The sequence below is a fragment of the Bradyrhizobium sp. 27S5 genome, from assembly GCF_037217225.1.
GTDB lineage: Bacteria > Pseudomonadota > Alphaproteobacteria > Rhizobiales > Xanthobacteraceae > Bradyrhizobium > Bradyrhizobium septentrionale.
The window spans coordinates 7,985,973-7,997,925 of sequence record NZ_CP147714.1; the positions used below are offsets into that span (position 1 = coordinate 7,985,973).

The 11,953-nt window shown below is 64.6% G+C and carries 11 protein-coding genes and 1 riboswitch; of the genes, 3 read left to right on the forward strand and 8 right to left on the reverse strand.

Going from position 1 to position 11,953, the window contains the following annotated elements; genetic code table 11:
• Position 1: 1 nt before the first annotated feature.
• The 5 genes from WDM24_RS37580 to WDM24_RS37600 form a co-directional block, all read right to left on the reverse strand.
• Positions 2-2,281, reverse strand: coding sequence for a TonB-dependent receptor (locus WDM24_RS37580; RefSeq protein ID WP_338829298.1), 2,280 nt, complete (start codon positions 2,279-2,281; stop codon positions 2-4).
• Positions 2,282-2,387: 106 nt separating this feature from the next.
• A riboswitch (cobalamin riboswitch) is annotated at positions 2,388-2,583 on the reverse strand.
• 244 nt (positions 2,584-2,827) lie between these two features.
• Complete coding sequence (locus WDM24_RS37585; protein WP_338692408.1) at positions 2,828-3,757, reverse strand: GTP-binding protein; 930 nt, start codon at positions 3,755-3,757, stop codon at positions 2,828-2,830.
• Between the two features lies 1 nt (position 3,758).
• Positions 3,759-5,249 (reverse strand): amidohydrolase family protein, encoded by a 1,491-nt coding sequence (locus WDM24_RS37590; protein WP_338829299.1) that lies wholly within the window; start codon positions 5,247-5,249, stop codon positions 3,759-3,761.
• A gap of 211 nt (positions 5,250-5,460) precedes the next feature.
• A complete protein-coding gene (locus WDM24_RS37595) occupies positions 5,461-5,856 on the reverse strand; it encodes a hypothetical protein (RefSeq protein WP_338829300.1) in 396 nt (131 codons plus the stop codon).
• 137 nt (positions 5,857-5,993) lie between these two features.
• Positions 5,994-7,850, reverse strand: a complete 1,857-nt coding sequence (locus WDM24_RS37600; protein ID WP_338829301.1) for an ABC transporter transmembrane domain-containing protein — start codon at positions 7,848-7,850, stop codon at positions 5,994-5,996.
• A gap of 197 nt (positions 7,851-8,047) precedes the next feature.
• On the opposite strand from WDM24_RS37600, the gene rpmE reads away from it, so the two are divergent.
• Positions 8,048-8,275, forward strand: coding sequence for a 50S ribosomal protein L31 (gene rpmE, locus WDM24_RS37605; protein ID WP_338829302.1), 228 nt, complete (start codon positions 8,048-8,050; stop codon positions 8,273-8,275).
• Between the two features lie 914 nt (positions 8,276-9,189).
• On the opposite strand, the gene WDM24_RS37610 is transcribed toward rpmE, so the two are convergent.
• Entirely contained in the window at positions 9,190-9,768 is a 579-nt protein-coding gene (locus WDM24_RS37610; protein ID WP_338829303.1) for a TetR/AcrR family transcriptional regulator, read from the reverse strand.
• A 129-nt stretch (positions 9,769-9,897) separates the two neighbouring features.
• Between WDM24_RS37610 and WDM24_RS37615 the strand changes: the two genes are divergently transcribed.
• Together WDM24_RS37615 and WDM24_RS37620 are read left to right on the forward strand one after the other, a co-directional pair.
• Positions 9,898-10,278 (forward strand): DUF4267 domain-containing protein, encoded by a 381-nt coding sequence (locus WDM24_RS37615; protein ID WP_338829304.1) that lies wholly within the window; start codon positions 9,898-9,900, stop codon positions 10,276-10,278.
• Position 10,279: 1 nt separating this feature from the next.
• Complete coding sequence (locus WDM24_RS37620) at positions 10,280-10,600, forward strand: DoxX family protein (protein ID WP_166299086.1); 321 nt, start codon at positions 10,280-10,282, stop codon at positions 10,598-10,600.
• Between the two features lie 8 nt (positions 10,601-10,608).
• On the opposite strand, the gene WDM24_RS37625 is transcribed toward WDM24_RS37620, so the two are convergent.
• Together WDM24_RS37625 and WDM24_RS37630 are read right to left on the reverse strand one after the other, a co-directional pair.
• Positions 10,609-11,226, reverse strand: a complete 618-nt coding sequence (locus tag WDM24_RS37625; protein ID WP_338829305.1) for a LysE family translocator — start codon at positions 11,224-11,226, stop codon at positions 10,609-10,611.
• A 14-nt stretch (positions 11,227-11,240) separates the two neighbouring features.
• The gene (locus WDM24_RS37630) at positions 11,241-11,867 is read right to left on the reverse strand and encodes an FMN-binding negative transcriptional regulator (protein WP_338692413.1); all 627 of its coding nucleotides are present in this window, start codon (positions 11,865-11,867) and stop codon (positions 11,241-11,243) included.
• Positions 11,868-11,953 lie beyond the last annotated feature (86 nt).

Genomic DNA, 11,953 nt, shown 5'->3' on the forward strand with positions numbered 1-11,953 from the left:
GTCAGAACTTCACGTTGACGGAGAGTTCCGCGGTGCGCGGCATGCCCAGCAGCCACTGCCCGGCATAGGGCGACGTCACCGCGTAGACCTTGTCGAACAGATTGTAGACGCGGAACGCGACCGTGGTGCGCTCATCCGGCTTCCACCTGACACCGCCATTGACCACATTGTAGCCCGGCCGCAACTGGGTGTTGGCAAGGTCGGAGTACATCTGGCCGACGATCTGGACGCCGCCATAGACCGACCAGTTGGATGCGAAGTCCCAGGTCAACCAGACGTTCGAAACCTGCTGCGGTACGTTGATCGGAACGTTGCCGGCATAGCTGACAAGCTTTCCGCTCACCAGCTGGCTGTTGTTGTCGTACTTCGCCTGCAGCAGCGCGACATTGGCGTCGATACGCCAGCCATAGTCCAACGCCAGTCCGACCGATGCCTCGACGCCGCGCGATGATTGCTGGCCGACCTGCAATGCGAGGCCTGCGGGGTTGTTCGGATCGGCAACGAGCAAATTGTTCTTGACGATCTGATAGCCCGCCAGCGTCCACTCGCCGCGTCCGCCCAGGAACGACTGCTTGACCCCGATCTCGGTCTGCTTGCCGGTGGCGAGCTGGAAGGTCTTTTGCGTGGCCGACAGCGAGATGAGATTGCCAACCGGATCGACGCCGACCGCATACTGACCATAGAACGCGAGGTTCTTGATCGGTTCATAGACCACCCCGGTGCGCCAGCTGGTGCCCGAGAGCGCGACGTCGAAACTGTTCGACGACGTCCGATAGTCGGTGCGGTCGACCTCGGGGCGATCGTACCTGACGCCGGTGACGAGCGACAATTGATCGGTCAGCGACAGACGATCCTCCGCAAACAGCGCGTATTGATTGACGATCGCATTGAAGCCGGGCGATGTCGCAGTGGTCGTCGCGAAGAACGATCCGGGATCGAAGACGTAGGGGTTGACCGACGACGCGCCGCCAAACGGCGAGTTATTGGTGTGGGTGAAGTCGATGTGGTTAACGTCGAATCCCGCAACGAAGCGGTTCTCGAGGCCGAAGATGTGGCCGCTAAAGGTCGCGTCCATCCGGTTGCCGGCCTGCTTCTGGTCGTGGAAGATCTCGATATAGTTGCCGCGATCGATCAAGCTGGTCTTCGGATTCCAGGTGTAGCTCTCGATGTCGCGCCAGTGCCGCTCGCTGGTCAGATAATAGAGCGTGTTGTTGATCTTGATGCCGTCGGCGACGTCCCACTCGGTCTTGAACTGGGTCCAGCTGTCCTGATAGCGGATCGTGCTGTCCAGCGCGTTGTAGTTCTTGAAGCGCAGCGCATCCTGGATCACGCCGTTGATCAGCGGCGTGCCGAAATAGCGCGACGGGCTGCGGTCGCCATAATCTTCCGAGAGAGTGAAGGCGAGATTTTCCGACGCCTGCACCCGCACCGCGGCGAAGACCACCGCGTTCGAGGTCTTGTCGCGATCGACCCAGCCGTCCGACATGTTGCCGGTGGCATTGATGCGGTAGGATACATTGGGATTAATCGGACCGGTGCTGTCGACCGAGAGCCGCCGCGTCATGTTGCTGTCGAGCGAGACCTCGGCTTCGTTGTAGGGCGTGCCCAGCGGCTTTTTCGGAATCACGTTGATGACGCCGCCGATTGCGCCTTCGCCGTACAGCACCGAGGCGGGGCCGCGCAGCACCTCGATACGTTGCGCCGACCAGGTATCGTACGGGAACGTCAGGGTTCCCGAGCCGATGTAGAAGCGCGTGCCGTCATACAGCGTCATCACCGAATCGCTGCCGGCGAAGCCGCGGGTACTGAACGATAGGCCGCCATTGCCGGGAGCCGGCGTTGCGATGAACCCGGCCGCGTCCTGGGTGACGGCATCTGTGACATTATGCTGGCCGCGTTCGGCGATGGTCTGCGACGTGATGATCTCGACGCTTGCCGGCGTCTGCAGCGGCGTTAGATTCAGACGGCTGCCGGTGCTACCCGGCGTGGTGGCGTTGAGCGTGGGCGATGCCGACCCCGAAGCGCCCGACGCTGCGGCGCGCGGCGTGTTGCCGATTGCCGCGGCCGGTGCGGGTCTGGAGCGTGGCCGCGACGACGACGCCGAGTTGCTGCTTCGCGCCGCGGGCTTGGGCGTTTCGGATGCCGAGGGCGAGACCTCGATCGGATCGAGCCTGGTTGGTGGCGGTGTTTGTGCTCCACCTTCAGCCGGCAGCAGCAGCGATGACAGGGAGCAAACGAGGCCGAGGCGCCAGCGGCGCGCAACGGGAGAAGACGGAGACATGAAAGGACTCGCGGTAACGTGGCACGTCACCGCGAACGCGGACTGGCGCATTGCCCAAAAGGCAGTGCTCCGATCCCACCAGGACGCCCCCGCCCGATGTGCTCGCGTGTGACCACGACTGACGGCAGGTCTCCTGGCTCACGGGTCGTCGCCTGTCGACGCCTTCCCGGACCGAATGGCCCAGTGGCAAATTGACGAAAGGCTCGCCGTTTACAGTTGCGGGGACAGCTGCGGCATTGGGGTTACCCTCGCACCGCATTCCCTTTTGATCCCCGAAGGGAACCGTCGGCGGAAACGATAGGTGGTGCGGGATGGGCTGTCAATTCGGCGCGATTGTCGCGCACGTGCTTTGCGGGACGGTGCTGCGGCGATGACACACGGCCTGTATCGCTGACGCGGAGACCTCCTTAACCCGTCATCCTGAGGAGCCGCGAAGCGGCGTCTCGAAGGATCGACGGCCCGGCTGGTGGCCGTGCACCCTTCGAGACGCGCTACGCGCTCCTCCAGCGACAAAGGCAAAGCCTTTGCGCGGGGGTGACGGAAAACTCAGGTAGCTTCGACGCAGCCTGCCATGATCTCATCGATCTCCGCGCGCGACAGCACGCCGATCTCGGCGATGAACACGATTCGCGTGCGCGGCACGCCAGCCGACGGCACGCCGCCCGCAGCCAAAGTTGCGCGTCCGCCGGCGAGTTGAAACACAGTCAGCCGCCCCGGCTGCTCCACCGTCTCGAACAATCCCTTCGATCGCGCGAGCTTCGGCGCCAGCCTGCCGATCGCCTGCTGCAAGCGCGGCAACCGCACCGGCCGCTCCGACGTCCAGCTCAGCGTTTCGAACCGGTCGGACACCGGCCGTCGCGGCATGGTCTCACGCGGCGCCGGCAAATGATCGAGATCGGCCGGAAACAGTAGTTCGGTGGGCACCTCGCCATGCAGCGCATCGACGACAACCGCCGCCGGCCGCACCGCGCGTACGGCGTCGCGGATCGCGGCGCGCGCGGTAGCATCAGCCAGATCGACCTTGCTCAGCGCCACCACATCGGCCGCCCGCAGCTGCGACCGCAGCAGCGCATCGTCCAGCATCGTCACGGGCTGCGTCGCGTCGACCACGCACAGCACGGTCTCCAGCGGCGCCTCCTTCCAGACCACGGGATCCATCAGGTTGCGCACGATGTCGGAGGGATCGGCGATCCCGCTGGTCTCGATCACGATGAACTCGGGACGCGGATCACGCCGCAGCAAGGTTGCGAGCGTGCGCAGCAGATCGCCCTCCAGCGTGCAACAGATGCAGCCATTGCTCAGGCTGACCACGCCATCGCTGGCGCCCGCGATCAGCTCCGCGTCGATGTTGATCGCGCCGAAGTCGTTCACGACCGCCGCGATGCGCCGCCCTTGCGCATGCGCCAGCAGATGGTTCACGACCGTGGTCTTGCCCGCCCCGAGAAAACCCGCGACCAGCAGGATCGGGACCGGCATATCAGCCTCCGGCGACCGGCCGGCGCACCGGCCGGCCCGGCCGCGCCGCGACATCGAGCACGCCGTCGTTGATCAGCGGCTGACCGCTGACCACGAGGTGCCGCACGCCCTCCGCCGGGCGGTTCATCGCGGAGAAGGTCGCGCGATCGCTCAAGGTCTCGAAGTCGAACACCACGACATCGGCGTCGGCGCCGACCTGCAACCTGCCTTTGGCGCGCATCGCCGGCGTGCTTGCGGACAGGATTTCCGCCGGGATCAGCGCGCATTTGCGGATGCCCTCGAGCAGCGACACTTTCTTGCGCTCGCGCACCCATTCGCGGATGAAACGGGTGAAGCAGCCGGCCGAACGCGGATGCGAGGTGGCATCATCGGGCAGCGGCCAGCCGTCGCCGGTGTAGGGGCGGCCGTCCGACAGCGTCCACGGCATCGCATCGGACGCGATCGCGCCGCCCGGATACAGCACCGCCATGTCGAGCAGGTCGCGATGATGCTGATTGTTCTCGATATCGAGCACATGCCACAGCACCAGCGTGGAGGGTTCTTCGGCCTGCGCCGCCAGCAGCTCCTCGCGGCTGCCGAAGCGGTGACCGTCGGTCACGCGCTGCACCGAATCGTAGCCGAGGCCGTTGCGCTCCTCGAATTTGGGATCGCTGAAGAAGGTCGCCGCCAGCACGGTCGAACCGGTGCCGTAGGGATAGGCCTCCACCGTTATCGGCAGGCCCTGCGCCTGCGCTTTTGCGATCAGCGCAACACAGCGTTCAATATCGGTCTTGCTCGACGAGTTGAAGTGGCAGATGTGCATATGCGCGCCGGTGGCGCCGGCATAGCCGATCAGGCGGATATAGGCCTCGGCCGCGCTCTCGGGGTCGATGCGCGACATGTAGGCGACGTGGGTGAAGGTCGGCACCGCATGTTCAGCCGCGAGCTGGCACACCGCGGTCAATTCCTGCACGCCGGCGCCGGGCGCATAGGCGTTGAGAATGCCGATGCCGATGCCGCCTTCGTTCAGTCCGTTGGCAAGGCGCTCCAGGATGCCGCCGACCTCGCCCTCGGTCGCCACGTTCTCGATCCAGCGGCGATCGCGCATCGCTGCGCCGAACGATTCCAGCGAGCTCTCCGAATTCGAGCCGGTCATCGCGCCGATCCGCGCGAAGGCCCAGTTGGCCGCGGCGCCATAGTTCAGCACCCGGCCCTTCTCGGCCTGGCGCTTGTACCAGGACGCAACCGGCAGCACGCCGGCCTCGAGGTCGAGCGACGTCGTCACGCCGTCGAAGGCCTGCATGCGATCGGCCGGAATGGTCTGGCCGTGGGCGTGCAGATCGATGAAGCCGGGCGCCACCACGAGGCCGGTCGCGTCGATCTGCCGCTCGGCGCCGCCGAGGCCGGTGCCGACAGCGGCGATCCGGCCGTCGACAACAGCGACGTCGCCGATCGCGTCCATCCCGCTGGCCGGATCCACCACCCGGCCGCCGCTGATCATCAAACCACCCATCTCGCCACTCCCCCCGCATTGTCCAAAACCGCGGTCCCGGCCGGCCGCCTTCATTAAGGCTTACGACCGGACCCAAGCGGGGCCAAGAGACAAAAATGCATCGCATCTATCGCGACGCCCCGATCGGGATTCTTGCGATATGGTGTAACGCAATCGTCCTTCGCGCGACGCGAGAAGGCCGTATCAACGATGCGAGTGGCGGCGAGGTCCGTTACGTTCCAGTCGCCCGTCGCGGGGCGAGGCCTCTCCAGAGATCGTCGCTGGGCCTGGTCCGACTCGAGACGAGCTTCGGCGGCGTCCGATCCTTCGCGATCGCCGCCTCGAAGGCCCGCCGCAATCGCGGATTGTCGATCTGCATCTGAAAGCGCCGGACAACGGCGTTCGCATGGGCATCGTGACCGGTGATGGCATGACACAGCTCCGCTGTCGTCCTGCGGAAGAAGTGGAACGAGCCGTCGGCCGCACCATCCAATCGATCGAGCTCGCCGGCCATGGCGAGCGCGTGCATCCGGTCGGCGTCGTCGAGCGTCACCGTGAAGCGCAGCACGGCGAGTTGCCAGGCGCCGAGCAGCTTGCCCTGCGATTCGCTTGCTCCCTCGCTGCGCATCGATCGAACACCCCGCGCGCCCGATCCGGGGCGCGGCGTGACTATCCTTGCGCGGCAATAGGTTTTCGAGGGGAGCGCGCGAGCGATCTCATAGGCGCCGCATAAGCGGCCCGGCAACGCCTAGCAAGATCGCGGGCTCAAATCCCCTCGAACTGCAGCCGCGCCAGCCGCGCATAGAGGCCGTTGGCGGCGACCAGTTCGGCGTGGGTGCCCTGCTCGACGATCCTACCCTGGTCCATCACGAGGATGCGGTCGCAGGACAGCACGGTCGCCAGACGATGCGCGATCACCAGCGTGGTGCGGTGGCGCATCAGTTCCTCGAGCGCGGTCTGCACCAGCGTCTCGCTCTCGGCGTCGAGCGCCGAGGTCGCCTCGTCGAGCAGCAGCAGCGGCGCATCGCGCAGGATGGCGCGCGCGATCGCGATGCGCTGGCGCTGACCGCCGGACAGCGTCACGCCGCGCTCGCCGAGCTGGGCGTCGAAGCCGCCGGGCAGGCGGCGCAGGAATTCGGTAGCATGGGCGAGATCGGCGGCACGCTCGACCTCGGCGTCGGTGGCATCCGGCCTGCCGAACCGGATGTTCTCGCGGGCCGAGGCGGCGAACACCACGGAATCCTGCGGCACCAGCGCGATCCGCGCGCGAACCTCGGCGGGATCGGCCTGCCGGATCGGCACGCCGTCGAGCGAGATGGTGCCCGATTTCGGGTCGTAGAAGCGCAGCAGCAGGTGGAATAGCGTGCTCTTGCCGGCGCCGGAGGGGCCGACGATCGCGACCTTCTCACCGGAGCCGACCTTCAGCGACACGCCGTCGACCGCAAGCGCGTTGGGCCGGGTCGGATAGGCGAAGCTGACATTGTCGAAGCCGACATCGCCGCGTGCGGGCTGCGGCAGCGCGCGCGGCGCGGCGGGAGCTGCGATCTCCGGCTTGACGCGCAGAATCTCGAACAGCCGCTCGGCGGCGCCCGATGCGGCCGAGACTTCGCCCCAGACCTCGCTGAGCTGGCCGAGGCCGCTGGCAGCGAACGCCGTGTAGAGAATGAACTGGCCAAGCCGGCCGGGACTGATGGTTCCGACCAGCACGTCGTGCGAGCCGACCCACAGGATCACGACGACGCTGGCGAACACGATGAAGATCACGATCAGCGTCAGCATCGCGCGCGCCTTGGTCGAGCTGCGCGCGGCGTCATAGGCCTGCTCGACCTCGCGGCTGAAGCGCGTCCTGGCCAGCCGCTCGCCGGTATAGGCCTGCACGGTGCGGATCGCGTTGACCAGCTCGCTCGCATAGGCGCTGGCATCGGCCAGCGTGTCCTGGGCGTTGCGCGACAGCCGCCGCACCCAGCGGCCGAACGCGACCAGCTGAATCACGATCAGCGGGATCGCAGCCAGCACGAAGCCGGACAGCCGCGGGCTCGTGATCACCATCATCGCGGCAGCACCGAAGAACAGCATCAGATTGCGCAGCGCAATCGACACCGAGGCGCCGACTGCGGACTTGATCTGCGTGGTGTCGGCGGTGAGCCGCGACACCAGTTCGCCGCTCCGTGCGGAATCGAAGAATGACGGCGACAACGAAATCAGATGCGCGAACACGTCGCGCCGGAGATCGGCGACGATCCGCTCGCCGATCGTCATCACAAGGTAGTAGCGCGAGGCGCTGGCGCAGGCGAGCACGGCGACGACCGCGATCATCACGCTGAAATAGCTGTTGATCATCGCGATGCCTTCGGGCGTGAAGCCCATGTCGATCATCCGCCGCACCGCGACCGGCACGACCAGCGTGGTGATCGCCGCGATGGTCAGCGAGATCAGCGCGAGGATCGCGCGTCCCCTGTAGCGCGCCACGTAGGGCGCGAGCGCAAGCAGCGGCCGCAGGCGGGCACGGCTCTTCGCCGGCTCCGTGATCTGGCTCTCGATGAAGGCTTCCTCGTCGAGCAACGCATCGCGCGGAGGCTGCGGCCTGCCGGGAGGGGTCTCAAGCTGTTCGGCTACGCTCATTATGTTTCTAGACCGGTTCTATCGCCTCCACATAGGCCCGCCGACCCCCGGCTGGCAAATCCGGTAAAGTCCCAATCCGGTGATGGGCTTAAGCCCCTTTCTTGGCTTGTTTTGGGGGGCTCCATGCGTTATAGAGCCGCCCAAATCCCGTACCCCAGACATCTTGAGACGGGCGCCGGCGCGCCGAAGGAACTGCCATGAAAGCCGATATTCATCCGAATTATCATACGATTAAGGTCGTCATGACCGACGGCACCGAGTACCTGACCCGCTCGACCTGGGGCAAGGAAGGCGACACGCTGAACCTCGACATCGACCCCAAGTCGCACCCGGCCTGGACCGGCGGCACCCAGCAGCTGATGGACCGTGGCGGCCGTGTGTCGCGCTTCCAGAAGAAGTTTTCGGGCTTCCTCAAGAAGGAGTAAAGTCCGCTTCGGGATCGCTATCGACGCCCAATGCAAAACGCCTCCGATTCGGGGGCGTTTTTGTTTGGGGGGTCGGGTCGGATCGAACGTCAAACAGCATGTTCAGTGTCATCACCCGCGCATGCGGGTGATCCAGTATTCCAGAGGCGCCAGTGCTTGAGCCGAGAGGCCGCGGCGTACTGGATCGCCCGGTCAAGCCGGGCGATGACAGTGTGGGTGGGGATACAGCTCCGCATTCTCGCGACATGATTTGCCCGAGCTTTGCTTCTCGTTCCGCCCTCTCCTTGAACAGAGGGCGCAGGGAAAGCCGGGTGCCGATCGCACCCATGGGCCCCGAGCAAAGGTAGAAAGCTCGGGGGTAGGACCACAGGTGTAACCGGAAACAACCCGGCTTTCCCTGCGCGATGGGTTACGGCTTACTTCGTGCTCTCCCCGGCGAGACTTGGCTTGTTTGTCACCGCTTTCGCAAAAACGCTTACGCGTTTTGCGAGAGGACACCGGCCACTAGGGCGTCAGGACCACACGACTTCACCGTCCGCGTCACGCGCATTCGTCGACTGCGCAATCAGCGTCCACCGCATCTCACCGCAACACCCGTGACGATGCGCAGCGCCCCTCGATCGGGTGAGACGGGCGAACCATAAACCGAGTTGCACTTCTGATAAAGCGAAATATTTTTGCGACGGGGACTTGACGCGTTTTGCTGAGTTGCCCGTCGGGTGTTTTGTCGCGCCCGCCGCATCAAGCTTGCCGTTGCGAGCAGTTCGCATGACGCATGCGAGACCGACACCAGCGCGCTCAAAATGTTCCGGCGAGTGCAGTGCATGCGAGAGGCGCGCCGGTCGAAATATTCGATAGGAGAAAGCTGAAACTCAGCTCCGGGCGTTGGAGGTCGATGCGCCAAACCTGCCAGGCTAGCTGTTTCCGGAAGCTACGATCGCCCGAACGACAAGTGCGATGCGTTCGCCGCGCGCGCTGGGCCTAATCCGCCCTGAACGTTCGAGTGCAGCGAGCCCATGAAGGGCTGCCCAAAACGTCTCGGTGACGACAGCTACATCGACGCAGAACGGTGCCACAACTGCCGCAAGGGCTTCGAAACCGGCCCTAAGTTCCGGTCTGGTTCCAGCTTCGGCGAACCGCAAACCCGTCGGAAGGATGAACATCGCCTCGTAGAGTGCAGGATGACGTAGCGCAAAGGCGAGATAGGCGATCGCGACATCCTTGAGCGCATTTCGTCCTCTGGTCGATCCGCTTGCCGCTTCCCGAAGAGCGACTGTGAGCTCCTTAAAACCCTCGACTGCAACTGCCGCAACAATCGCATCCCTGTTCTCGAAATGCGAATAGAGGACTGGCTGGCTATATTCGATCTCTTCGGCCAGGCGGCGGACTGTAACGGCATCCCATCCTTCGCGCTCTGCGATCACGCGCGCTGCCGCGACAATGCGATGCTCGCGCTCAGCCCGCCCCCGCCCTTTCCGCTCGGCAATACCCAATCCTCAATCTCCCAGATCCGGAAGGCCCCACATATTCGTGATCATACCGGCGCTTGATAATCTAGCAATGCTAGATTATCAAGCTAGCAACGCTAGGTTACCTTCTTTTGCTAGAATTAGGACAATGTGATGCATTGGCTTGCGCTCGGAATGGCATCGCTCGTAGCTGTCGCGATTATCGTGATCGGCACCCTATATGTCGTGAACCCAACGACCGCGACGCGCAGTTTCGGCCTGCCGCTTCCTGAAAACGGCACCAACATCGTTTGGTGGCTTCGCCTCAAGGGGGTGCGCGACATTGCATCGGGATTGGCCGTACTGGCGTTCATGGCGTGGGGCGCCCCGCGCGGGGTCGGCATCATCCTGCTTGTTGAAGCAATCATCCCCGTGGGCGACATGCTGCTCATTCTCGCGGCGAAAGGCTCCACCAAAAGCGCCTTCGGCATGCACGGCCTCACGGCGGTGTTTATGGTCCTGGCGGCCATCCCCATGATGATTGGTGCGGCCTGAGATGGTGCATGCTCTTCCAATCTGGCTCCTCGTCGCCGGATTCTTTGGCGCAGGCCTCTTCAACGCGATTGGCACGCCCGGAACGCAAAGTGATTTCGCGCGGTGGGGCTACCCGCGCTGGTGGAGCCTTTTTACTGGTGGACTGGAGATCATGAGCGCCGTTCTGATTGCGCTTCCCGCCAGTCGCAGTATTGGCCTGGCGCTTGGGGCGGTAATCATCGCTGCTGCAGTTATGACCGTTCTACGCCACCGCGATCTTTCGCACCTTGCGCCACTTGGTGTCTTTGTCGCCTTGATTGCTCTTGCCGCGACCTTGTCTTGAGGGCTGACCTAGCGGTCCTGGAACGCGAGCCGTGCGCCGAGCCCGACCAGGATGCTGCCGCCGATCCGCTGCATGATCCGCTGCGACCTCTGCGAGCGCTGCAGCTTCGACATCACGGTGCTGGCGAAAAACACGCAGACGATATCGACCGCCGAGAACGTCAGATTGACGATGGTGCCGAGCAGAAACAGCTGGGCCCAGACCGGCAGGCTTGCGGACGCATCGACGAACTGCGGCAGGAATGCCAGGAAGAAGATCGCGGTCTTCGGATTCAAAACCTCGACGATGATGCTTTGCGCGAAGGCGCGCTCGGCGGAGAGCGGCGCAAGCTCGGGACGCTTGGTATTGTCGCGATCGCGGAACAGCGACAGGCCGAGCCAGACCAGATAGGCCGCTCCGGCCAGCTTCATCGCCACGAACAGCGGCGGCACCGCGTGAAACAGCAGTGCTAGGCCGGCCGCCGCGGCGACGACATGGACATAGCCGCCGAGATGCAGGCCGAGCGAGGCCAGCAGCCCGGCGCGCCGGCCGCCCGCCAAGGTGCGGGCCGCGGCGTACAGCATGGCCGGCCCCGGGATCAGGGCGAAGGTCGCAGTCGTGATCGCAAACGCGAGGTACAATTCCATCGCGAGCTTTCGTTTCAGTTCGCCGGGATCATCGCCGCGACCTCGCGGTCAGCAGGATTGTCGCTGGCATCAAGACCCGCGATGACACCGGCGCGATCCTCGAGCTTGCGGTTCTGACTCATCTTCTTCTTGGCGTCGATCCGCGTGATCGGCATCCGGAAGCCGACGATACCGCGCAGCTGCGCCTTGATGAAATCATCAGGCGCATCGCTGACCTGCCAGGCCTCCTTGCGCGTGCTCTCGTGCAACCGGGTCAGCCGCGTGACGACATCGAGCAGGCGGTCCGCATCCTCGAAGAATTCGGCCGCGCCGTAGGCGTGCACGGCGAGGTAATTCCAGGTCGGCACCACCCTGCCGTGCTCGGCCTTGGTCACATACCAGGACGGCGTCACATAGGCGTCGGGCCCGGTGAAGATCGCCATCGCCTCGCCGACCGCAGGCAGCTTCCACTGCGGATTGGGCCGCGCGACATGGCCGTACAGCGTGCCGTAGTCGCCCTCGTCTGCATCGAGGATCAGCGGCAGCGGCGTTCCGATCAGCCCGTCGGCGGTTACGGTGACCAGCGTCGCGAGCTTTGAGGCCCGCATCGCGGCGTGGATCGGGCCGAGCTCATCCATCTTGAAATGCGGCGGCAGGTACATGGCAGACCTCTGGGAGACCTCATCAATTGTTGCTCGCACAATAGCGCCGAAGTGGCCTATGATAAGAGCCACTTTCGATCATACTG